Source organism: Sphingomonas oligoaromativorans (assembly GCF_011762195.1).
GTDB lineage: Bacteria > Pseudomonadota > Alphaproteobacteria > Sphingomonadales > Sphingomonadaceae > Solisphingomonas > Solisphingomonas oligoaromativorans.
Genome location: NZ_JAASQK010000005.1, coordinates 36,347 through 57,465, shown reverse-complemented (window position 1 = coordinate 57,465; position 21,119 = coordinate 36,347). Strand labels below are relative to the sequence as shown.

Genomic DNA, 21,119 nt, shown 5'->3' with positions numbered 1-21,119 from the left:
GGGCCGGGGGGCAAATGGCGCAGGGACGCAACGAAAAACTCATCACCGCTCTCGATATCGGCTCTTCCAAGGTCTGCGCGCTGATCGCGGAGAAGAGCGACGGGGGCGAACTGACCGTGCTCGGCACCGGCCAGCGCGAGAGCCGGGGCGTGCGCCGCGGCTATATCGCCGACATGGAGCGCACCGAGGTCGCGATCCGCGAGGCGGTGGAGCAGGCCGAGCGCATCGCGGGCGTGAACATCGAGGAGGCGTGGGTCGGCTTCTCGGCGGGCGGGCTGGTCAGCCGCGTGGCCTCGGTCGAGGTCGAGCTGGGCGGCCATCGCATCGAGCAGAGCGACATCGACGACCTGCTCGACGCCGGGCGCAACTCGATCGACCCGGAAGGGCGCATGGTGCTGCACGCACAGCCGACGCTCTACACGCTCGACGATGTGCGCGGCGTCAAGAAGCCGCTCGGCCTCCATGCCGACAAGCTGGGCGTGGACATCCACGTCATCGCCGCCGACGCCTCGCCGGTGCGCAACCTCGACCTGTCGGTGCGCTCGGCGCATCTGGCGGTGAAGTCGATCGTGGCGGCACCGATCGCGACGGGGCTCGCCTGTCTCTCCGACGAGGAACGGGAACTGGGCGTCGCGCTGGTCGAGCTGGGCGCGGGCGTCACCAACGTCTCGCTGTTCGCGGGCGGGATGCTCGTCGGGCTGGCGGCGATCCCCTATGGCGGCTCCGACATCACCGACGACATCGCCTCCGCCTTCGGCACGCGCCGCTCGCAGGCAGAGCGGATCAAGTGCTTCTACGGCTCCGCCACCACCTCGCCCCGCGACAATCACGACATGATCGATGTCGCGCCGATGGCCGGCGGCGAGGAGGGGACGGAGCCGCAGCGCATCACCCGCGCGCAGCTCATCTCGGTGATCCGCCAGCGGCTCGACCTGCTCTCGGGCGACATCGCGGCGGCGCTGAAGCAGCTCGGTTTCGCCGGGCCGGTCGGCCGGCAGATCGTGCTGACCGGTGGCGGGGCAGAGCTGAAGGGCATTGCCGATTATATCCAGGGCGTGCTCGGCCGGGCCGTCAGGATCGGCCGGCCGCGCGGGCTGGCGGGGCTGCCGGAGGCCCATGCCGGGCCGGCCTTCGCCACGCTGTCGGGGCTGGCGCTCTATGCGTCGTCCAATCCGATGGACCTGCGCGGCGCCGATCCGACACGGCCCATGCCCGAGCGCGTGACGCCGACGGGGCTGGTGAACCGGCTGATCGCGGCGTTCAGGAGCGGATATTGAACGGCTCGCCTGAGAAATATGTGGATTGTTAGTCTTTTTGCGTGCGTCCGAGTACGGGATTTGGCAGAATCGGCCCGCGATAGGTGTTTTGGGGCATTCCGGGCGTTCGGGGAGTTTGAGGTATGAGCATCGAATTCGTTCGGCCGGAAGTGGATGAGCTTCGGCCCCGCATCAGCGTGATCGGCGTCGGCGGCGCGGGCGGCAACGCCATCGCCAACATGATCGACGCGGAAGTTCAGGGCGTGGACTTCCTGGTCGCGAACACCGACGCGCAGGCGCTGAACCATTCGCCGGCGGAACGCCGCATCCAGCTTGGCCTGCGCATCACGCAGGGCCTCGGCGCGGGCTCGCGGCCCGAGATCGGCCGCGCGGCCGCCGAGGAGACGATCGAGCAGATCGAGAAGGCGCTGGAAGGCGCGCACATGTGCTTCATCGCGGCCGGCATGGGCGGCGGCACCGGCACCGGCGCGGCCCCGGTCATCGCCAAGGCGGCGCGGGATCGCGGCATCCTGACCGTCGGCGTCGTCACCAAGCCCTTCTCGTTCGAGGGCAGCCGCCGGATGCGTTCGGCCGATAGCGGCATCGAGGAGCTTCAGAAGCACGTCGATACGCTGATCGTCATCCCGAACCAGAACCTGTTCCTGATCGCCAACCCGAACACGACCTTCAAGGAAGCGTTCAAGATGGCGGACGAGGTGCTCCAGCAGGGCGTGCGCGGCATCACCGACCTGATGGTCATGCCGGGCCTCATCAACCTCGACTTCGCCGACGTCCGTTCGGTGATGGGCGAGATGGGCAAGGCGATGATGGGTACGGGCGAAGCCTCGGGCGACAACCGCGCCATCGAGGCGGCGGAGAAGGCGATCGCCAACCCGCTGCTCGACGGCGTGTCGATGAAGGGCGCCAAGGGCGTCATCGTCTCGATCACCGGCGGCGAGGACATGCGCCTGATGGAGGTCGACGAGGCCGCCAACCATATCCGCGAGCTGGTCGATCCCGACGCGAACATCATCTGGGGTTCGGCGTTCAACAACGATCTCGACGGCAAGATCCGCGTGTCGGTCGTCGCGACCGGCATCGAGGCCGAGGCCGGCGCCCATGCCGAGCCTGCCAAGGTGTTCAGCTTCCCGTCCGCCAAGCCACGCGTCGAGGCTGCTCCGGTGGCGCCGCCGCCGGTGGCCGCTCCCGCCCCGGTCGAGGCTCCGGCCGCCGCTGCTCCGGCTCCCGAGCCGCAGCCGGAGCCGGCCGAGGACGAGCTGCTGCTCGGCAGCGAGACCATGCTGACCCCGCAGGCCGAGGAGCCGCAGCCGGAGCACCCGGCCGCCGCCGAAGCCGAGGAGACGCCTGCCGGTCGTCGCTGGCTCAGCTCCGGTGCCGATATCGAGCCGACCCGCACCGCGCGCACCACGGGCACGGGCGGCAGCGGCGGCACGCTGTTCGAGCGCATGTCGTCCATCGCCCGCGGCGCGGCCAAGGCGCAGGTGGACGAGGATCGCCCGAGCGAGCGCCGGGACTCGAACGATCTGCCGGGCTTCCTGAACCGCCAGAACAACCAGTAACTCCCCCTCTGCGGGGATGGTGAGGGCGCCGGGCCGCAAGGTTCCGGCGCCCTTTTCCGTGGGGCCGCCGGCGCATCGGATCGCCGCGCGCGGAAGCGTGCCCGCCGTGAAGCGGGCCGGAGCCCCTTGCGCGCGCCGTCGTCCTCGCCCAAAGCCATGAGCCATGCCGATCCTGCCTTCGTCCGGTGCGCTGCGCCGGTTCATGCTTCCCGTTCTGCTTTTCGCGGCGACGCCCATCGTGCTGGCGCAAGCGCCCACGCCCACGCCTGTCGCGCAACAGAATGAAGACCCGAGCGAGCTGCTCGCCCGCGCGCTGCGCACGCTGGCGACCGAGCCCAACAATCTCGAGGCGCTGACCGTCGCCGGCCATAATGCGCTGGTGCTCGGCGATGCGAACGCGGCGGTGGGCTTCTTCGGCCGCGCGCAGGAGATCTCCCCGCGCGACGGGCGGGTGAAGGCGGGCCTCGGCTCGGCACTGGTGCAGCTCGAAAAGCCGCAGGAGGCGCTCCGCCTGTTCGGCGAGGCAAGCCGGCTCGGCGTGCCGGAGGCCGATTTCGCGGTGGATCGCGGCCTCGCTTACGATCTGACCGGCGATTTCAGGAAGGCGCAGCGCGATTATGCGACGGCGCTGACCGCGCATCCGACGGACGCCACCGCGCGCCGCCGTCTTGCGCTGTCGCAGGGCATTTCGGGCGATCAGGCGGCGGCGCTCGCCACGCTCGATCCGCTGCTCCGCCAGCGCGACATCGCGGGCTGGCGCGACAAGACCTTCGTGCTGGCGATGACCGGCGACGCCAAGGGCGCCAGCGACATCACCCACATCATGATGCCGCAGCAGGCGGACATGTTGCAGCCTTTCCTCGTGCGCCTCGGCACGCTTTCGCCGACGGCGAAGGCGAAGGCGGTGCATTTCGGCGAGATGCCGGCGGCCGGCCACAACTACACGCCGACGCAACTCGCCAATATCGGCGCGCCGCCCACTTATGCGGGTTCGACGGCCACGGCGCCGCGCAGCGACCTAGCGCCGATCAAGCCGGCGACGCCGGGCACGATCGTGGCGTCGCAGTCGAGCGATCTCGCCAATGCGCCGGCGCTGGCGCCCGTCCACACCACGACGCTGCCGCCCGCGACCGCGCCGGCAACCGCCCTCACGCCGCCGCAGGTGGACATCGGGATGCCGAGCCCGGCCGCGACCGGCCATTATGACCTGCCGCATGTCGCCGCCGATCGCCGCACGGTCGGCACGCCGGTCTATCATGGCGACAGCAGCGCCCGCCGCGCCTCGTCCGCGAGCGACGAGGAGGATTGCACCCGCGTGAAGGTACCGGCCGTCCGCGCCACGCGCCATCACCGGGGCAAGCGGGCGACGACCAGGCTGGTCTGCAAGGCATCGGGTTCGAAATCGTCCGGGAGCGCCTCGTCCAGCCGCGGCAAGGCCGATGAGGATTGCACCGCGGTCAGGACGACCTCGAAGGGCAGCCGTCACCACAAGGGCCACACCGTCACGAAGACGGTGTGCAAGGCCCGCAGCGACGACGGCGCGTCGGCGAAGTCGGCCGGCAAGTCGGGCTCGCGCGCCGACGAGGATTGCACGACCGTGAAGACGACCGCGAAGGGGCGTCATCACCACAAGGGCAAGGCCACGACCAAGACGGTCTGCAAGCCGCGCGCGGACGACGATGCCGCGCCGTCCAAGGCCTCGGCGGGCAAGTCCGCGTCGCACGCCGATGAGGACTGCACCACGGTGCGCGTGCGCGCCAAGGGGCGTCACGGGAAGGCGACCACCAAACAGGTCTGCAAGCCCCGCGATGCCGACGACAGCGCCACCGCCAAAGTCTCGTCGCGCAGCACCAAATCCGCGAGCGCGGACGAGGATTGCAGGTCGGTGAAGTCCATAGTGAAGGGGCGCCATGGCAAGAGCCACAGCGTCACCAGGACGGTGTGCAAGCCCGCCGACGACGACAAGACCACCGCGAAGAAGGGCGGCAAGGCCGCGTCCGACGACGCCGACGACAGCAGCGCCAAGGGCAGGAAGGCCACGGCCGCCCATAAGGGCAAGGCATCGGACGATGAGGACGACACCAAGGCTTCCGTCAAGGGCAGCCGCATCTACGTCCAGGTGGCGGGCGGCGCGAACAAGGCGGACATGGACAAGGCCTGGGCGGGCGTGAAGAAGAAGGCGCCCGAGCTGATGAAGGGCAAGTCGCCTTCCACCACGCCGCTGCGCGCGACGCACCGCCTGATGGTCGGCCCGTTCAAGGACGAGGCGGAGGCGCAGGCCTTCGTCAACAAGATGTCGGGCAAGGGCCTTTCCGGCTTCGTCGTCAAGACCAGCAAGGGCCAGAAGGTCGAGAAGGTCGGCAACGGCAAATGAGGTGGACGGCTCCCCAGGCGGCGGACCCGGCGAGGAGCAGGGGCCGCCGTCATGCCGAGCCCGGCGGCGAGACGCGCGGTCCGCGCGACGCCTTCCAGCGCGATCGGGATCGCATCGTCCACGCCATCGCCTTCCGGCGGCTGCGCCACAAGACGCAGGTGTTCGTTGCGCCCGACGGCGACCATTTCCGCGTGCGCCTCACCCACAGCCTCGAAGTGGCGCAGATCGGGCGGACGATCGCGCGTCAGCTCGGATTGAACGAGGATCTGACCGAGGCGCTCTGCCTCGCGCACGATATCGGCCATCCGCCCTTCGGTCATGCCGGCGAGGATGCGCTGAAGGCGGCCACGATGCCGGCGGGCGGCTTCGATCACAACGCCCACACGCTGCGTATCCTCACCAGGCTCGAAAGCCCTTATCCGCGCTGGCCGGGCCTCAATCTGAGCTGGGACATGCTGGAGGGCCTCGCCAAGCATAACGGCCCGGTCCGTCACCCGAGCTGGGCCTTGGCCGAGGCGGACGCGGACTATCCGCTCGAACTCGGCCAATGGGCCTCGCTGGAGGCGCAGGTCGCGGCGATCGCCGACGACATCGCCTATGACAATCACGACATCGACGACGGCCTGCGCGCGGGCATCCTCGATCTCGACGCGCTGTGCGGGGTGCCGCTGGTGGCGTCGCGCTGGCGGGCGGTGTGCGATCGCCATGCGGACGTTCCGCTTGCGAAGCTCCGGCCGGAGCTGGTGCGCGACCAGATCGGCGTGATGGTCAACGACGTGATCGAGGAGAGCCGCCGCCGCATCGCCGAAGCCGGCGTCGAGACGGTGGACGATGTCCGCGCCGCCGGCCGTCAACTCGTCGGCTTCTCGCCCGAGATGGCGCAGGCCGAACGCACGCTCAAGCGCTTCATGTACGCGACGCTCTATCACAGCCCCTCACAGCTCGCGGCGGCCGAGGTGGCGCGGGGGCTGCTCTCGCGGCTGTTCGCGGCTTACGCGGCGGACCCGTCGCTGCTGCCGGATGAGTGGCGCGCCGCGCTTCCCGAAGCGGAGCCGCAGCGGACCCGCCATATCGCCGACTTCATCGCCGGCATGACCGACCGCTACGCCATCGCGCGGCACAAGGAGGTGGTCGGCCCGGTGGATTTGCCGGAGGGCTTCTGATCGTCGTGGCGGAGCGCCTCACCAGTTGTTAATATCGACCTTGGTAGAAGTCTCACCATGGCGGGGAGATTGCCATCGTGACGCCCGCACGGCCCTTGCAACTCGATCATAGCTGGCCGCTGTTCGAACGTGGGCAGCGCTTCGAGCTGGGCTTCGTCGGCGATGGCGAGGGGCTCCTGCTGCCGGAGCCTGTGCCTTTCCCGGCCGATGCGCGCCTTCCGGCCGATCAGGGCATCGGCCTGTGGCAATGCGATCTCGCCGACAACAGCCTCATCTGGTCGGCGGAGGTGTTCGATCTGTTCGGCCTGCCGCGCGACGCCGTGCTGTCCCGCCCGGAGATCGTGGCGCTCTATGGCGAGGGTTCGCGCGCGGCGATGGAACGGCTGCGCGCCTATGCCATCAAGCATCGTCGCGGCTTCACGCTGGATGCCGAAATCCGCACCATCGGCGGCGAGCATCGCTGGATGCGGCTGATGGGCGCGCCGATATGCGCAGGCGGGCGCGTGGTGCGGCTGCACGGCCTGAAGCGGGACGTCAGCCACGAATATCGCTGACGGCCTCTGATTTGCCCCGGCGGCCCGGCCGCGCTAAGGGCGCGGGCTCACTCCATCAACAGAACCGGACGCCCGTGACGCTCTATAATCGCTTCGCCGAGGAGATCGGCCGCATTCTCGACAGCCTCGAAGCCGAGGGGGCTATCCCCGCCGGCCTGTCGCGACGCGCCATCACCATCGAGCCGCCGCGCGATCCGAGCCATGGCGATCTCGCCACCAACGCCGCGATGGTGCTCGCCAAGCCGGCGGGCAGCAATCCGCGCGCGCTGGCGGGGCTGCTCGCGCCGAAGCTGGAGCAGGTGGAGGGAGTCACCGCCGTCGAGATCGCCGGCCCCGGCTTCCTCAACCTGCGCCTCGCCGACGAGGTGTGGCATGAGGAACTGGCGACCATCCTCGGCGAGGGCGGTGACTATGGCCGCTCGACCGCCGGCAACGGCCATCGCGTCAACGTCGAATATGTCTCGGCCAACCCGACCGGGCCGATGCACATGGGCCATTGCCGGGGCGCGGTGGTGGGCGATGCGCTCGCCAGCCTGCTCGCCTTCGTCGGCCATCCGGTGACGCGCGAATATTACATCAACGACGCCGGTGCGCAGGTGCAGACGCTCGCCCGTTCGGCGCACCTGCGTTACCGCGAGGCGCTCGGCGAGGATATCGGCGAAATCCCCGAGGGCTTCTATCCGGGCGACTATCTGAAGCCGGTGGGCATCGCTTTCGCCGCCGAGTTCGGCACCAAATATGTCGATGCGCCCGAAAGCGAATGGCTCGCGCTGTTCCGCACCAGGGCGGTCGCCGCGATGATGGACATGATCCGGGCGGACCTGTCGCTGCTCGGCATCCATCATGACGTGTTCGCCTCCGAGGCGGCGGTGCAGGATGCGGGCAAGGTCGAGGCGGCCTTCGCGGAACTGCGCGGCAAGGGCCTGCTCTACGAAGGCGTGCTGGAAGCTCCCAAGGGCGAACTGCCCGACGATTGGGAGCCGACCGAGATGACGCTCTTCAAGGCGACCGAGTTCGGCGACGATCAGGATCGCCCGGTGCGCAAGTCGGACGGCGGGCTCACCTATTTCGGCACCGACCTCGCTTACCATGCGCAGAAGGCGTCGCAAGCGGACGAGCTGATCGACATATGGGGCGCCGACCATGCCGGCACCGTCAAGCGCATCCAGGCGGCCGTCGCGGCGCTGACCGGCGGCAAGCGTTTCGACGTGAAGCTCGTCCAGATGGTCAAGCTGCTGCGCAACGGCGAGCCGGTGAAGATGTCCAAGCGCGCCGGCACCTTCGTGACGCTGGCCGATGTGGTGAACGAAGTGGGCCGTGACGTGGTCCGCTTCACCATGCTCAGCCGCAAGGCCGACGCGCAGATGGATTTCGACTTCGCCAAGGTGGTCGAGGCGTCGAAGGATAACCCGGTCTTCTACGTCCAGTACGCCCATGCCCGCGTCCGCTCGGTGCAGCGCAAGGCGAAGGAGATGGGGCTGGCGGACGGCGCGTCCGACATCACGCTGCTCGACAGCGAGGAGCTGGAGCTGGTCAAGCTCGCCGCCCAGTTCCCCCGCATCGTCGAGCAGGCGGCCAACACCCGCGAGCCGCACCGCGTCGCCTTCTATCTCTATGATCTGGCGGCGGCCTTCCATGCGCTGTGGAACCGCGGCAACGATCGCCCGGATCGTCGCTTTTTGGTTCAGGACGACCCTGAAATCACCCGCGCGCGGCTTTCCCTCGCCGAAGGCTTGGGGCAGATTGTCCGCAATGGGCTGGCGATCATGGGGGTCGCCGCGGCCGAGGAGATGTAAGCGAATGTCCGATCTGGGGCGTGGCATGGGCGGAGCGGCGGATGAGGATCGTCTGCCGTGGCTTGAGCCTGTCGAAGACGAGGGCGGCGACGAGGGGGTATCCGCGGGTCGGCTGGTGGCCGGCCTGGTGGTGGCGCTGGTCGCGCTCGGCCTGATCGTCGGCGGCGTCTATTGGCTCAAGCAGCGTGCGGACGGTTCGGCGGGCGCGAAGGGCGACCCGACGCTGATCGCGGCGCAGCCCGGCGCCTACAAGGTCAAGCCGACCGAGCCCGGCGGCATGGACGTGAAGGGGCAGGGCGACAGCAGCTACGCCGCCAGCGAAGGCGCGGACCCGGACGGCAAGATCGACCTCTCGGCGATCCCCGAAGCCCCGATCGCGCGCGACACCGGCAAGCCCGCGCCGCAGCAGGCCGCCGCGCCGACGGCCGCTCCGGCCAAGCCGGCCGAGGTGGCGAAGGCCGTGCCGACGCCGACGCCCGTGAAGACGGTTCCGTTGCCGGCGTCCAAGCCCGCACCGGCACCCGCCGTGAAGCCAGAGGTCGCCAAGGCCGCGCCGGTGAAGGCCGAGCCGAAGCCTGCGCCTCTGAAGGAAGAGAAGGCTGCGGCCCCGTCATCCGGTGGCGCGCAAATCCAGCTCGGTGCCTTCTCCAGCGAGGCCAAGGCGAACGAGGCGTGGAAGTCGCTCTCGGGCCGCTTCGGCTATCTGGGCGCGCTCGGCAAGTCGATCGTGCCGGTCACGTCGAACGGCAAGACGGTCTATCGCCTCCGCGCGTCGGCGGGCGGTCAGGCCTCGTCGATCTGCTCGAAGCTCAAGATCGCGGGCGAGGCTTGCGTCGTGGTGGGGTGAGGCTTACCGCCTCACTCTTATGATACCAGCGTTCTTCGGCCTCGCCGGCCCGGCGCTCGGCGAGGCCGAGCGGGCTTTCTTCCGCTCGGTGGAGCCGGCGGGGTTCATCCTCTTCAGGCGCAACTGCACCGACCGGGCGCAGATGAAGGCATTGACGGACGAACTCCGCTCGCTCTCGGGTCGCGACGACGTGCCGATCCTGATCGATCAGGAAGGCGGCCGGGTGCAGCGCATGGGGCCGCCCGAGTGGCCGAAGCTGCCCGCCGCCGAACCCTTCGCCAGACTCTATGAGAAGGCGCCCGTCTCCGCGATGGAGGCGGCGCGGCTCAACGCCAAGGCGATCGCGACGATGCTCCGCGAGGTGGGCGTCAATGTCGATTGCCTGCCGCTGCTCGACGTGCGCCGCCCCGATGCGGACGCGATCATCGGCGACCGGGCGCTCGGTTCCGACCCGATGCAGGTGGCGGCGCTCGGCCGGCTGGTGATCGACGGACTGCGCGAGGGCGGGGTGGTCGGCGTCGTCAAGCATATGCCCGGCCACGGCCGCGCCATGGCGGACAGCCACAAGGAGCTTCCCGTCGTCGAGGCACCCGAGGCGGAGCTGGCGGAGGATGTCGCGCCGTTCGTCGGCTTGCGGGACGCAGCCATGGGGATGACCGCGCACGTCGTCTACACCGCGTGGGACAAGGAACGTTGCGCCAGCCTCTCGCCCGTGGTGATCGGCGAGATCATCCGGGGGCGGATCGGCTTCGACGGGCTGCTGATGTCCGACGATCTCGGGATGCACGCGCTCTCCGGCGGCTTTGCCGAGCGGGCGGCGGGTGTGATCGCGGCGGGATGCGATATCGCGCTCCATTGCTCGGGCGACATGGCCGAGATGGAAGCGGTGGCTGGCGCGCTCGGGCCGATCGCGGCGGTCAGCCATGATCGCCTCCAGCGCGCGATGGCGACGGTGGCGGCGCAGGCTCCGTTCGAGAGCTTCGAGGAACTCGCCGCCCGGCGCGATTCGCTGCTGGCGCTCGCCTGACGCTTTGCTAGGCTCATCCGATGGATGAGACGGGGGATAGGCTCACCATCGATATCGACGGGTGGGAGGGGCCGCTCGACCTGCTGCTGGCGCTGGCCCGGCAGCAGAAGGTCGACCTGCGCGAGCTGTCGATCCTTGCGCTGGTCGAGCAATATCTCGCCTTCATCGAGGGCGCGAAGGCGTTCAAGCTGGAGATCGCCGCCGATTATCTCGTGATGGCGGCGTGGCTCGCCTACCTCAAATCCGGCCTGCTTCTGCCCCGCGATCCCGAGGTGGAGCCCAGCCCCGAGGAACTGGCGCTGCGCCTGCAACTGCGCCTCCAGCGGCTCGACGCGATGCGCGAGGCGGGCGCGCGGCTGATGGGGCGCGACAGGCTTGGCCGCGACGTCTTCCCGCGCGGCGCGCCCGAGGGGCTGAGGGTGGTGCGCAAGGCGGCATGGCAGGCGGACCTGTTCGATCTGATCGCCGCTTACGGGGCCATCACCGCGCGCAACCGGCCGGTGATGCACGTCGTCTCGCGCCGCCCGGTGATGACGCTGGAGGTGGCGCTCCAGCGTGTCGAGGCGATGCTGGGGCAGGCGCTCGACTGGACGACGCTGGAACGCTTCCTGCCCGCCACCGCCGATCCGTCGCTGGCGCGCTCGTCTCGGGCATCGAGCTTCCTCGCGATGCTCGAGCTGGCCAAGCAGGGTCGACTGGAGCTGAGGCAGGAGAGCGCCTTCGACACGCTCTGGGTCCGCGCGGCGTGAACCCGCCGGGGCATGACGAGCGGGCCGTCGAGGCCGTGCTGTTCGCCGCCGAGGCGCCGATGACGCTGGCCGAGATCAAGGCGGCGGCGGGAGAGGGCATCGATGTCGTGGAAGGGTTGCGCGCGCTGGCGGAAAGCTATGCGCCTCGCGGCATCCACCCGGTCGAGCGCGGCGGGCGCTGGCATTTCCAGACCGCGCCGGATCTCGCCCACATCCTCCGCCGCACCCGCGAGGAGCCGCGCAAGCTCAGCCGCGCGGCGATCGAGACGCTCGCCATCATCGCCTATCACGAGCCGGTCAGCCGTGCGGAGATCGAGGCCATTCGCGGCGTCCAGATCTCCAAGGGCACGCTCGACGTGCTGATGGAGGCAGGCTGGGTGCGCCCCGCCGGTCGCCGCGAAGTGCCCGGCCGGCCGCTCATTTACGCGACCACGCCCGCCTTCCTCACCCATTTCGGCCTCACCAGCCGCCGCGACCTGCCCGGCATCGACGATCTGCGCGCCGCCGGCCTGCTCGATCCGATTGATGAGGCGATGCTCAACGTCGAGGTGGAAAGCGGCGACGATGAGGGCTAGATAGATAAGACTTAGGAGAAAGTGTCATGGGTTTCGGTTCGCCAATTCACTGGATCATCCTCGGGATCATCGCGATCGTGCTGTTTGGCGGCGGCCGTTTTCCCTCGATGATGGGCGATGTCGCCAAGGGGCTGAAGAGCTTCAAGAAAGGCATGGCCGACGAGGACGACGATCAGCCCAAGCCGGCGCAGCGCCTTCAGGCGCAGGCCCCGCTGGAGCCGAACGCCGACCGCGATCTTCAGCCGATGCCGGAAGACCGGCCGCGGACCTGAGCGCCATCGACTGACGAAGCGCAGCGCCGATGTTCGATATCGCGCCCTCCGAGATGCTGATCGTGGCGCTGGTCGCGATCGTGCTGATCGGGCCGAAGGATTTGCCGCGCGTGATGCGGGTGGTGGGGCAATGGGTCGGCCGTGGCCGCACCATGGCCCGCCATTTCCGCGGCGCGATCGACGACATGATCCGCGAGTCCGAGCTTCAGGAGATGGAGAAGAAATGGAAGGCGGAGAATGAGCGGATCATGCGCGAGCATTCCGATCTGATCGGCTCCGCCAACAGCACGCCCGAGCCGGCGACCACGGCCCAGCCGCAGATGCTGCCGCTGGAGGCTCCGTCCGCTCCGGCTCCGGCCCCGGAAGCCGCCGATCCCACACCCCCCATCGCGACGCCCGCCGACGCGCAACGCCAGGGCTGAAGACGATGGCCGACGTCGAAGACGAACTCGAAGACACGCGCGCGCCGCTGCTGGATCACCTCATCGAGCTGCGCAAGCGGCTGATCTGGAGCTTCCTCGCGCTGGGCGCGGCGTTCCTCGTCTGCCTCTATTTCGCCAAGCCGATCTTCGCCTTCCTCGTCCAGCCGCTGCTGCACGCGGGGCAGGGGAAGCTGATCTACACAGACGTGTTCGAGGCCTTCTTCGCACAGATGAAGGTGGCCTTCTTCTCGGCGATCATGCTGAGCTTTCCGGTGGTGGCGAACCAGCTCTGGCGTTTCATCGCGCCGGGGCTCTACGCCAAGGAGAAGCGGGCGCTGCGCCCGTTCCTGCTGCTGACGCCGGTGCTGTTCCTGTCGGGAGCGGCGATGGCCTATTTCATCGCGATGCCGCTGGCGCTGCACTTCCTGCTCGGCTTCCAGGGCAATATCGGCGGCGTGCAGCAGGAAGCGCTGCCCGCCATCGGCAACTATCTGGGTTTCGTCACCAAGTTCATGTTCGGTTTCGGCGTGGCTTTCCTGCTGCCGGTGCTGCTGATGCTGCTCGAACGGACCGGGATCGTCAGCCGCAAGCAACTCGTGAAGGGGCGGCGCTATTCCTACGTCGGCTCGTTCGCGCTGGCGGCGGTGCTGAGCCCGCCGGACGCGGTGTCGATGCTGCTGCTCGCGGTGCCGCTCTGCCTGCTTTATGAGCTGGCGCTGATCGCGATCTGGTTCACCGAGCGCAAGCGCGCGCGGGAGGCGGAGGGCGCCACCGCCTGAGCGCAAAAAGGGCGCCGCCGAAATCCCTCGGCGCCGCCCTGCCTGCTGCCTGCCGAAGCGCTGCCTATTTCGCGTTGTCCGCCGCATTGGCGACCGCGTTGCCGGCCGAGGAGACATCCTTGCCCGCCCCGTGGATCGTGTTGCACGCGGTGACGAGCAGTGCGGCCGAGATGAGCCCGGCGCCGATGAGCTTGCGAACCAAGTTCCCACTCCTTCTCATGCACGGAAGTCTGGGTTCCGTTGGGAAGACAATGCGGGGCGTCGCGTTATGGTTCCGTCCTATCGCCGGAAGCGACGGCCAAGCCCTTGATCCCAAAGAATTTGGACCCGGCCACGCAGCCGGGGGGAGGGCGGCGTGACCGGGTCCATTTCATGTGCGGATAGCGAGAGCGGGGGGGCAAAAGGTCGCTATCCGGGGTGCAAAACGGCCCGGCGCGGCGCTGGTTCCCGGCTCCCCCAAATTTATTCGAAGCGGGGGGAGCCGCCGTGCCGTAGCGTCAACGAAGGTTCGGATCGGGCATCACCATGATCTCGATCGCGACGATGCCGATGCCCTCGTCTCGCTCCAGAGGCGAGCGGAGCTGGCGGGCGAGGCCACCGATCACGCGCTCGAACTGCTCGAAATGCGGGTCCACCGGGGCGGCGTCGCGGCGCAGGGCGGGGGATCGCGCGGTCAGCCGGGCGCGCTCGGGCTGATCCTCCACCTCGTCGAGCGAGATGGCGATGCTGGTGCCCGGCACGCGCATCATCGCCGTTTCGATCAGCTCGACGAGCAGGAAAGCCACCGAGACGGCGACATCCTGATGGGCACAGGCCTGCGCGAGATCGAGCGTCACGGTGGGCGACGGCATACCGGCGGGGATGGAGGCGCGCAGATTGGAGGCCAGTTCCCCGATCATCGGGCGCAGGGCGATGCCGTGGTTGACCTCCAGCTCCGCGAAATGGCTGCGGTGGACGATCGCCAGCGCGTCGACACGGCGCTGGATGGTGGCGAAGGCGTCGATCGCCTCGGGCGTCTCGGCGCTGCGGGCGTGGATGTTGAGCAGGCTGGCGATCACCTGGAGATTGTTCTTCACCCGGTGATGCACCTCGCGGGTGAGGCGCGTCTGCCGGGCGAGGCCGTCCTCCAGCTCTGCCTCGTGGCGCGAGATGGTCATGGCGGCGCGCAGGAAGGCGCGGCCCAGCGTGCGGATTTCGAAGGCCGGCGTGGTGAGCGGCGGCATCTCGAAGCGGCCGCTGATGCGGTATCGCTCGATCGCGTCCTGCATCGAGGCGAGGGGGCGCAGGATCAGCCGGTCCACCACAAGCCAGCCGATCGCGGCGCCCGCCACCCACATCAGGATCGGCAACAGCGTCAACAGAATCTCGTTGGCGCTGAGCGGCGCGGTCGCCACCGTCATCGACAGGCGGAGTTGGCCGCCTGCGATGGGAAGGTCCGCCAGCACATCGCGGCCGAGCGGCACGGTCTGCATCGTGGCGACGTTGATCTGCTGCCCGACGGTATCGGAGAGGCGGAGCGAATAGCTGCCGTCGAGCGCGTGCGGGTGGGCGGCCTCGGCGAGCAGATCGCGCGGCAGCTCGGCCATCGCCCAGCCCGGCGTCTCGCTCGAGCTGGCGATGACGCGGACGGTCTCGTCCTCCCCGTCGATCAGGACGATCGGGGCGGTGTCGGTGCGGCGCAGCGGCAGGCTGGCGGTGAGCGGGCGCGAGGAACAGACGAGGCGGCCGGTGCCGTCGAACACGGCCGCCGCCGAGCCCGCGCCGATCGCGGCGATCGCGCGGCGGCATCCTTCCGGCCCCCGCCGCTGGGCAGCGTGGAGGATGGACGTGACCCGGTCGACGGCGAGATTGAAGCGCTCGGCGCTGTCGGTGACGAGAAGCCGGGCGGCGGCCTCCCGGTTGGCGCGATTGGCCTTGGCGGTTTCCAGCGATGCCAGCGATGCGATCATGCCCAGCGGCAGCAGCGCGAGCGACAGGACGATCAGGATCTTGAGACTGGTCGACAGCCGCGTGAACAGACGAACAGCCGGCGATGGTGGCGGCAGCGTCGAACGGGAGGTGGTATGCAGCGGCGCCCCCGCTAGCTGAGCTTGCCCAGCAGATCGAGCAGCTCTGCCGGAATATCCTCGCTTACGGTCCTTGCATAGACGGAACGAAGGGCGTGTCCCACATCCCGATCCGAACCCGCCCGTTCAGAGCCGGACCGGCGCGAGGAGGACGATGTCGGGGCGATGCCCTGGCCCTTGTTGGTCTTTTTGTCGTCGCTCAACGCCAACTCGCCCTATCCCCTGTCGATCGCAGCATGGTGTGCGCCTCTATCCACAGTGACGCGCCGACGACGGGGCGAATAGTCGCTCCATCGGGTCACGCGATAAAATCCTCTCGTGGCCGTGGAAACAAAAAAGTCGCAGGATGGTTCCTCGCTGAACGGCTCCTTACGATATCGGGAGGGGCCGGCCGGGGGAAGCGAGGCATCGCATGATGTCGACCCATCTCCGGTCGAAAAGGGTTTCGCACAGGAGTTGGATAGAAATATGTCGCTTGGACAGGAACTTGCGCCTCACCTCCCGTTCCTGCGCCGCTATGCGCGTGCGCTCACGGGAACTCAGAAACAGGGTGACGCCTATGTCCGTGCGGCGCTGGAGGCGATCGTTGCGGACCCGGAAGAATTTCCCCGCGATGTCGATCCGCGACTCGGGCTCTACAAGACGTTTCAGGCGATCTGGTCCTCGAGCACGGTCGGGACAGGCGTGGACGGCGGGCAGGAGGGCAGCACGCCCGAGGTGATCGCGCAGGCGCGCCTGGCCCGAATCACGCCCCGCTCGCGTCAGGCCCTGCTGCTGACGGCGATGGAGGGGTTCACCAACGAGGATACCGCCTTCCTGATCGGTGTCGGCGATACCGAAGTGGAGGTGCTGGTGGCCGACGCACTGGCGGAGATCGAGCGACAGACCCATGCCGATGTGCTCATCATCGAGGATGAGCCGATCATCGCGATGGACCTTGAGACGATCGTCCGCGATCTCGGCCATGGCGTGACCGGCGTGGCGGTGACCCGCGACGAGGCGGTGACGCAGGCGATGGCGCGGCGCCCCGGCCTGGTGCTGGCGGACATCCAGCTCGCCGACGACAGCTCGGGCATCGACGCGGTGAAGGACATCCTCGCCCAGTTCGAGGTGCCGGTGATCTTCATCACCGCCTTCCCCGAGCGCCTGCTCACCGGCGAGCGGCCGGAGCCGACCTTCCTCATCACCAAGCCGTTCCAGCGGTCGACGGTGAAGGCGGCGATCGCGCAAGCGCTGTTCTTCGACAGCTCCACCGTCCCGGCCTGAACGGAACCGCTCGCATCACCCGACCGTTGGCAGCGCGTGACGATCGGGAGATGCGCGATGGATCAGAGTGGACCGCATCTGTCCGGCACCGAGGCGCGTGCCGGGCGAAAGGCCAACGTGGTGCGCTATGTGCTGGGGATTTCCCTGGCGGCGATCGTCCTGGTCTTCGCCATCATGCTGATTCTCAACCGCTAATATGGATAAAGTGGCGCGCCCACTGGCGCAGGCAGATTCGGCGGACTATCTCAAACGGGAGGATGCAGCCATTGTCCGTGGCAAGGAGCAAGGGGGAGCGATGACCAAGACCGTTCCTTCCGAAGCGAAGAATGAGGATGAGGCTGTCGAGGCTCCGGTCGTTCACACGCCGTTGCCGGATAACGAGTTCAAGGAGCAGCTCGCGCAGGTGATCCCGCATCTGCGCGCCTTCGGCCGCTCGCTGTCGGGCAATCGCGATCTGGCGGACGATCTGGTGCAGGAGACGCTGCTCAAGGCATGGGCGGCGCGCCAGCGCTTCCAGGCCGGCACCAACATGCGCGCCTGGACCTTCATCATCCTGCGCAACCTGTTCCTCAGCCAGATGCGCCGTGCCCGCTTCAAGGGCGAGTGGGACGAGATCACCGCCTCCAAGCTGCTGGCCGCGCCGGCCAGCCAGGATCGACATGTCGAGCTGGGCGACATGCAGCGTGCGCTGTTGCACCTGCCGCAGCCGCAGCGCGAGGCGCTGATCCTCGTCGGCGCGGGCGGCTTCGCTTATGAGGAGGCGGCGGAGATCTGCGGCTGCGCGGTCGGCACGATCAAGAGCCGCGTCGCGCGGGGACGTGTCGCGCTGGAGGCGCTGCTGTCGGAAGGCAAGCTGCCTTCACGCCGCACCCACAAGACGGACAGCAACACCACCGCGCTCCAGACGATCATGGATCAGGTCGACGAACTGAGCCGCGACGGCCCCTCCGATCGATAGATGAAAGGCCGCGTCAGCGGATTTGCGACAGCAGGGCCTGAAAATCCGCCGGCGTGTCGAGCGTGCCGTTGAACGCCCCGCGCAGCGCGTCGCGGATGCCCTGATGCTGGAGGGGCGTCGTCACCGGCTGCGCCCGTTCCGCCAGGCGCCCGGATTGGCCTTGTGATTTTCCGTCGAACCTCATCATGATCGCATAACGCCGGATCGATGAGGGGGTTGCGTGTCGATCCGCGGCCCGGCAACCCGTCGGGATGAGCGACATGAATGCCACAGCCGTTCGCGATGCGCTGGAGCGTGCCCGAGCCCATGCCCCCTTCCTGCGCCGCATGGCCGGGCGGGAGCCCGCGGTGGTGGCGGCGCTGGAAGCGGGCGATCTCGCGGGCGCGCTGGCGCTGGCCGGGGCGCCGGTGGAGGCCGAGGCGACCGTCGCCGCCCAGCTTCGCGGCGAGCGGCGGCGGCTGGCGCTGGCGCTGGCGGTGGGCGATCTCTCGGGCCTGCTGTCGCTGGAGGAGGTGACGCGGCGCCTCTCCGATTTCGCCGACCGCGCGCTGGATCGTGCCATCCGCGCGGCGATCGAGGAGCGCACGCCGGGCGTCGAGGCACGGGGCTTCGTGGCGCTGGCGCTCGGCAAGCATGGCAGCCAGGAGCTGAACTACTCGTCGGACATCGACCCGATCCTGATCTTCGATCCCGAGACCTTGCCCCGCCGCCCGCGGGAAGAGCCGGTGGAAGCCGCCGTCCGCATCGCGCGGCGCGTGGTCGAGCTGATGCAGACGCTGGACGGCGACGGCCATGTCTTCCGCATCGACCTGCGCCTGCGTCCCTCGCCGGAGGCCACCCCGCTGGCGCTGCCCGAGGCGGCGGCGATCACTTATTATGAATCGAGCGCGCTGCCGTGGGAGCGCGCCGCCTTCATCCGCGCGCGGGCGGCGGCGGGGGATATCGCGCTGGGCGAGCGCTTCCTCGCCGCGATCCGCCCTTTCGTGTGGCGGCGCGCTCTGGATTTCGGCGCGATCGGGGAACTGCGCGCGCTCTCGCGGCGCATCCGCAGCCATTATCACGCCGGCCAGCGCTTCGGCCCCGGCTATGATCTGAAGCGCGGGCGCGGCGGCATCCGCGAGATCGAGTTCTTCGCCCAGATCCACCAGCTCATCCATGGCGGCCGCGAGCCGGCGCTGCGCGTGCCCGCGACGCTGGACGCGCTGGCGGCGCTTGGGGACGGCGGACGGATCGAGCAGGCCGACGCGGCGATGCTGGCCGATGCCTATCGCCTGTTCCGCACCGTCGAGCATCGCTTGCAGATGGTCGAGGATCGGCAGACGCACAGCCTGCCGGGCGACGCGGCGGCGCTCGACAATGTCGCCCGGCTCGACGGCCGCGCGGACGGGGCGGCGTTGCTCGATGCGCTGCGCGGGCCGGTCGAGCGGGTGGGGGCGCTGTACGATTCGCTCGATCCGCCGGGGGATCGCGCGCTGCCGACGGATCATGACGCGCTGCTGGCGGCGCTGTCGGAGGCGGGCTTCGCCGATGCCGAGGCCGCCGCCACGCGGATCGTCCAATGGCGCGGCGGCGGGGCGCGGGCGCTGCGTTCGGCGGCGGCGCAGGCGGCGCTGGAGGCGGTGCTGCCGGGGCTGGTCGAGGCGCTCGGCGCCGCGCCCGATCCGGGGACGGCGCTCAACCGTTTCGATGCGATGGTGGCGAAGCTGCCGTCGGCCATCAACCTGTTCCGCTTGCTGGAGGCGCGGCCGCAGCTCGCGCGGCTGGTCGGCGACGTGCTGAGCCTCGCGCCGACGCTGGCCGAGATGCTGGGGCGGCGCCCCGAGCTGATCGACGGGCTGATCGACGCCACCGCGCTTCGGCCGCCGCCCGATGTTCCGGCGCTGGCCGCGCGCTTCGCCCGCACGGGCGACGAGGATTATCAGGCGATGCTCGATCGCGTGCGCCGCGCGGTGGGCGAGCTGCGGTTCGCGCAGGGCGTGCAGCTCGTTTCGGGTAGCAGCGATCCGCTGGAGGTGGCGGGCGGCTATGCCCGCATCGCCGAAGCCGCGCTGGAAGCGCTGGCAAGCGCCACCGTGGCCGAGTTCGAGGCGGCGCATGGCCGCGTGCCTGAGGGCGAGCTTGTCGTGCTGGCGCTCGGCCGCTTCGGCGGGGGGGCGCTGACCCACGCGTCGGACCTCGACATCGTCTATCTCTTCACCGGCGATCATCTGGCGGAATCGGACGGGCCGAAGCCGCTCGGCGCCACGCAATATTTCAACCGCCTCGCCCAGCGCGTCACCGCCGCGCTCTCGGTCGCGACCCCCGCCGGGCCGCTCTACGAGGTGGATACGCGGCTCAGGCCGTCGGGCGGGCAGGGGCTGCTCGCCGTCTCGCTCGACAGCTTCGCCCGCTATCAGCGCGAGGGCGCGTGGACGTGGGAGCATATGGCCCTCGCCCGCGCCCGGCCGGTCTTCGGATCGGAGGCGGCGCGGGGGGCGCTGGGCGGGATCATCGCCGATACGCTCGGCGGCGAGCGGGACGCCACCCGCCTCCTCGCCGACGCGGTGAAGATGCGCGGCGACATCGCCCGCCACAAGCCGCCGGCCGGGCCGCTCGACGTCAAGCTGCTCGACGGCGGGTTGGTCGATCTGGAGTTCGTCGTCCACGTCACCCAGCTCCAGCACCGCACCGGCTTCGCGCCGCAGCTCGATGAAGCGATCGCCAGGCTGACGGGGGCGGGGCTGCTGCCCGCGGCCCTGCTGCCGGCGCATGATCTGCTCACCCGCATCCTCGTCGCGATGCGGCTGATGTCGCCCAACGCGGCCGAGCCTCCGGCCCCCGCGCGCGCGGCCATTGCCCAGGCCTGCGGTCAGGCGGACTGGGCGGCGCTGCTTGCGGCACTCGATGTCGCGCGGCAGAGCGTCGGCGAAGCCTGGCGGCGCATCGCCGCCCAAGCGGGAGAAGAATGATGGTAGCGGACCTCCAGCCGGGCGACATGGCCCCCGACGTCACCCTGACGACGCCCGACGGCGGCGCGCTGACGCTGGCCAGCCTGCGCGGGCGGCCGTTGGTGCTCTATTTCTATCCCAAGGACGACACCGCCGGCTGCACGCGCGAGGCGCAGGATTTCTCCGCCGCGAAGGCGGTGTTCGAGCTGGCGGGGGTGCAGGTGCTCGGCGTCTCGAAAGACCCGCCCGCCAAGCACCGGAAGTTCGTGACGAAATATGACCTCACCGTCAGCCTCGCCAGCGACGAGGACGGATCGGTGTGCGAGGCGTTCGGCACCTGGATCGAGAAGAGCCTCTACGGCCGCAAATATATGGGCATCGACCGCGCGACCTTCCTGATCGACGCGGACGGCCGCATCGCGAAGCTGTGGCGCAAGGTGAAGGTGCCGGGCCATGTCGAGCAGGTGCTCGCTGCTGCCGAGGCACTGGCCAGCCGGTGAATGGGGGC

At 69.3% G+C, this 21,119-nt stretch carries 22 protein-coding genes; 18 read left to right on the top strand and 4 right to left on the bottom strand.

Annotated features, from left to right (window positions below):
- Positions 1 to 14: 14 nt before the first annotated feature.
- From ftsA to tatC, 13 genes are all read left to right on the top strand, one after another.
- Positions 15 to 1,277 (top strand): cell division protein FtsA, encoded by a 1,263-nt coding sequence (gene ftsA, locus FHS98_RS11010; protein WP_167104417.1) that lies wholly within the window; start codon positions 15 to 17, stop codon positions 1,275 to 1,277.
- A 122-nt stretch (positions 1,278 to 1,399) separates the two neighbouring features.
- Positions 1,400 to 2,836, top strand: coding sequence for a cell division protein FtsZ (gene ftsZ, locus FHS98_RS11005; protein ID WP_167104414.1), 1,437 nt, complete (start codon positions 1,400 to 1,402; stop codon positions 2,834 to 2,836).
- A gap of 163 nt (positions 2,837 to 2,999) precedes the next feature.
- On the top strand, positions 3,000 to 5,210 hold the full coding sequence (locus tag FHS98_RS11000) for an SPOR domain-containing protein (RefSeq protein ID WP_167104412.1): 2,211 nt from the start codon (positions 3,000 to 3,002) through the stop codon (positions 5,208 to 5,210).
- Positions 5,207 to 6,373 (top strand): deoxyguanosinetriphosphate triphosphohydrolase, encoded by a 1,167-nt coding sequence (locus FHS98_RS10995; protein WP_167104409.1) that lies wholly within the window; start codon positions 5,207 to 5,209, stop codon positions 6,371 to 6,373. Before FHS98_RS11000 ends, FHS98_RS10995 begins: the two co-directional genes overlap by 4 nt.
- A gap of 77 nt (positions 6,374 to 6,450) precedes the next feature.
- The gene (locus FHS98_RS10990) at positions 6,451 to 6,927 is read left to right on the top strand and encodes a hypothetical protein (RefSeq protein ID WP_341786052.1); all 477 of its coding nucleotides are present in this window, start codon (positions 6,451 to 6,453) and stop codon (positions 6,925 to 6,927) included.
- Positions 6,928 to 7,001: 74 nt separating this feature from the next.
- Positions 7,002 to 8,723, top strand: a complete 1,722-nt coding sequence (gene argS, locus FHS98_RS10985; RefSeq protein WP_167104406.1) for an arginine--tRNA ligase — start codon at positions 7,002 to 7,004, stop codon at positions 8,721 to 8,723.
- 4 nt (positions 8,724 to 8,727) lie between these two features.
- On the top strand, positions 8,728 to 9,570 hold the full coding sequence (locus FHS98_RS10980) for an SPOR domain-containing protein (RefSeq protein ID WP_167104403.1): 843 nt from the start codon (positions 8,728 to 8,730) through the stop codon (positions 9,568 to 9,570).
- Between the two features lie 19 nt (positions 9,571 to 9,589).
- On the top strand, positions 9,590 to 10,597 hold the full coding sequence (nagZ, locus tag FHS98_RS10975; protein ID WP_167104400.1) for a beta-N-acetylhexosaminidase: 1,008 nt from the start codon (positions 9,590 to 9,592) through the stop codon (positions 10,595 to 10,597).
- A gap of 20 nt (positions 10,598 to 10,617) precedes the next feature.
- Positions 10,618 to 11,346 carry a segregation and condensation protein A gene (locus tag FHS98_RS10970; protein WP_167104397.1) on the top strand — a complete coding sequence of 243 codons (729 nt, stop codon included), beginning with the start codon at positions 10,618 to 10,620 and terminating at the stop codon, positions 11,344 to 11,346.
- On the top strand, positions 11,343 to 11,921 hold the full coding sequence (gene scpB, locus FHS98_RS10965; protein WP_167104394.1) for an SMC-Scp complex subunit ScpB: 579 nt from the start codon (positions 11,343 to 11,345) through the stop codon (positions 11,919 to 11,921). The genes FHS98_RS10970 and scpB overlap by 4 nt, the downstream gene beginning before the upstream one ends.
- Before the next feature lie 26 nt (positions 11,922 to 11,947).
- On the top strand, positions 11,948 to 12,193 hold the full coding sequence (locus tag FHS98_RS10960) for a Sec-independent protein translocase subunit TatA (protein ID WP_167104391.1): 246 nt from the start codon (positions 11,948 to 11,950) through the stop codon (positions 12,191 to 12,193).
- A gap of 29 nt (positions 12,194 to 12,222) precedes the next feature.
- Positions 12,223 to 12,615, top strand: a complete 393-nt coding sequence (gene tatB, locus FHS98_RS10955; RefSeq protein WP_167104388.1) for a Sec-independent protein translocase protein TatB — start codon at positions 12,223 to 12,225, stop codon at positions 12,613 to 12,615.
- Between the two features lie 5 nt (positions 12,616 to 12,620).
- On the top strand, positions 12,621 to 13,394 hold the full coding sequence (tatC, locus tag FHS98_RS10950; protein WP_167104386.1) for a twin-arginine translocase subunit TatC: 774 nt from the start codon (positions 12,621 to 12,623) through the stop codon (positions 13,392 to 13,394).
- Between the two features lie 64 nt (positions 13,395 to 13,458).
- Here tatC and FHS98_RS10945 read toward each other — a convergent pair whose 3' ends face one another.
- The 3 genes from FHS98_RS10945 to FHS98_RS18675 form a co-directional block, all read right to left on the bottom strand.
- Positions 13,459 to 13,596, bottom strand: a complete 138-nt coding sequence (locus FHS98_RS10945) for an entericidin A/B family lipoprotein (RefSeq protein ID WP_243847987.1) — start codon at positions 13,594 to 13,596, stop codon at positions 13,459 to 13,461.
- A gap of 295 nt (positions 13,597 to 13,891) precedes the next feature.
- Positions 13,892 to 15,343 carry a sensor histidine kinase gene (locus FHS98_RS10940; protein WP_167104380.1) on the bottom strand — a complete coding sequence of 484 codons (1,452 nt, stop codon included), beginning with the start codon at positions 15,341 to 15,343 and terminating at the stop codon, positions 13,892 to 13,894.
- Positions 15,344 to 15,474: 131 nt separating this feature from the next.
- Positions 15,475 to 15,663 (bottom strand): NepR family anti-sigma factor, encoded by a 189-nt coding sequence (locus FHS98_RS18675; protein WP_208402209.1) that lies wholly within the window; start codon positions 15,661 to 15,663, stop codon positions 15,475 to 15,477.
- Between the two features lie 265 nt (positions 15,664 to 15,928).
- Here FHS98_RS18675 and FHS98_RS10930 point away from each other — a divergent pair, with 265 nt between their 5' ends.
- The 3 genes from FHS98_RS10930 to FHS98_RS10920 all read left to right on the top strand — a co-directional run bounded on the left by FHS98_RS10930 (position 15,929) and on the right by FHS98_RS10920 (position 17,684).
- The gene (locus FHS98_RS10930) at positions 15,929 to 16,726 is read left to right on the top strand and encodes a response regulator (protein ID WP_167104377.1); all 798 of its coding nucleotides are present in this window, start codon (positions 15,929 to 15,931) and stop codon (positions 16,724 to 16,726) included.
- Positions 16,727 to 16,783: 57 nt separating this feature from the next.
- Positions 16,784 to 16,921 carry a hypothetical protein gene (locus FHS98_RS10925; protein WP_167104374.1) on the top strand — a complete coding sequence of 46 codons (138 nt, stop codon included), beginning with the start codon at positions 16,784 to 16,786 and terminating at the stop codon, positions 16,919 to 16,921.
- A gap of 100 nt (positions 16,922 to 17,021) precedes the next feature.
- Positions 17,022 to 17,684 (top strand): sigma-70 family RNA polymerase sigma factor, encoded by a 663-nt coding sequence (locus tag FHS98_RS10920; RefSeq protein WP_167104371.1) that lies wholly within the window; start codon positions 17,022 to 17,024, stop codon positions 17,682 to 17,684.
- A 13-nt stretch (positions 17,685 to 17,697) separates the two neighbouring features.
- On the opposite strand, the gene FHS98_RS18670 is transcribed toward FHS98_RS10920, so the two are convergent.
- Positions 17,698 to 17,871, bottom strand: coding sequence for a hypothetical protein (locus FHS98_RS18670; RefSeq protein ID WP_208402208.1), 174 nt, complete (start codon positions 17,869 to 17,871; stop codon positions 17,698 to 17,700).
- Positions 17,872 to 17,944: 73 nt separating this feature from the next.
- Here FHS98_RS18670 and FHS98_RS10915 point away from each other — a divergent pair, with 73 nt between their 5' ends.
- Together FHS98_RS10915 and FHS98_RS10910 are read left to right on the top strand one after the other, a co-directional pair.
- Entirely contained in the window at positions 17,945 to 20,632 is a 2,688-nt protein-coding gene (locus FHS98_RS10915; RefSeq protein ID WP_167105358.1) for a bifunctional [glutamine synthetase] adenylyltransferase/[glutamine synthetase]-adenylyl-L-tyrosine phosphorylase, read from the top strand.
- A complete protein-coding gene (locus tag FHS98_RS10910; protein ID WP_167105355.1) occupies positions 20,632 to 21,111 on the top strand; it encodes a peroxiredoxin in 480 nt (159 codons plus the stop codon). Before FHS98_RS10915 ends, FHS98_RS10910 begins: the two co-directional genes overlap by 1 nt.
- Positions 21,112 to 21,119: the final 8 nt, after the last annotated feature.

What these genes read in the sequence shown, in the direction of transcription:
- ftsA (WP_167104417.1), top strand. Translation starts at nt 15, where the DNA reads ATGGCGCAGGGACGCAACGAAAAACTCATCACCGCTCTCGATATCGGC.
- ftsZ (WP_167104414.1), top strand. Translation starts at nt 1,400, where the DNA reads ATGAGCATCGAATTCGTTCGGCCGGAAGTGGATGAGCTTCGGCCCCGC.
- FHS98_RS11000 (WP_167104412.1), top strand. Translation starts at nt 3,000, where the DNA reads ATGCCGATCCTGCCTTCGTCCGGTGCGCTGCGCCGGTTCATGCTTCCC.
- FHS98_RS10995 (WP_167104409.1), top strand. Translation starts at nt 5,207, where the DNA reads ATGAGGTGGACGGCTCCCCAGGCGGCGGACCCGGCGAGGAGCAGGGGC.
- FHS98_RS10980 (WP_167104403.1), top strand. Translation starts at nt 8,728, where the DNA reads ATGTCCGATCTGGGGCGTGGCATGGGCGGAGCGGCGGATGAGGATCGT.
- nagZ (WP_167104400.1), top strand. Translation starts at nt 9,590, where the DNA reads ATGATACCAGCGTTCTTCGGCCTCGCCGGCCCGGCGCTCGGCGAGGCC.
- FHS98_RS10970 (WP_167104397.1), top strand. Translation starts at nt 10,618, where the DNA reads ATGGATGAGACGGGGGATAGGCTCACCATCGATATCGACGGGTGGGAG.
- FHS98_RS10960 (WP_167104391.1), top strand. Translation starts at nt 11,948, where the DNA reads ATGGGTTTCGGTTCGCCAATTCACTGGATCATCCTCGGGATCATCGCG.
- tatB (WP_167104388.1), top strand. Translation starts at nt 12,223, where the DNA reads ATGTTCGATATCGCGCCCTCCGAGATGCTGATCGTGGCGCTGGTCGCG.
- tatC (WP_167104386.1), top strand. Translation starts at nt 12,621, where the DNA reads ATGGCCGACGTCGAAGACGAACTCGAAGACACGCGCGCGCCGCTGCTG.
- FHS98_RS10940 (WP_167104380.1), bottom strand. Translation starts at nt 15,343, where the DNA reads ATGATCGCATCGCTGGCATCGCTGGAAACCGCCAAGGCCAATCGCGCC.
- FHS98_RS10930 (WP_167104377.1), top strand. Translation starts at nt 15,929, where the DNA reads ATGTCGCTTGGACAGGAACTTGCGCCTCACCTCCCGTTCCTGCGCCGC.
- FHS98_RS10925 (WP_167104374.1), top strand. Translation starts at nt 16,784, where the DNA reads ATGGATCAGAGTGGACCGCATCTGTCCGGCACCGAGGCGCGTGCCGGG.
- FHS98_RS10920 (WP_167104371.1), top strand. Translation starts at nt 17,022, where the DNA reads ATGACCAAGACCGTTCCTTCCGAAGCGAAGAATGAGGATGAGGCTGTC.
- FHS98_RS18670 (WP_208402208.1), bottom strand. Translation starts at nt 17,871, where the DNA reads ATGATGAGGTTCGACGGAAAATCACAAGGCCAATCCGGGCGCCTGGCG.
- FHS98_RS10915 (WP_167105358.1), top strand. Translation starts at nt 17,945, where the DNA reads ATGAATGCCACAGCCGTTCGCGATGCGCTGGAGCGTGCCCGAGCCCAT.
- FHS98_RS10910 (WP_167105355.1), top strand. Translation starts at nt 20,632, where the DNA reads ATGGTAGCGGACCTCCAGCCGGGCGACATGGCCCCCGACGTCACCCTG.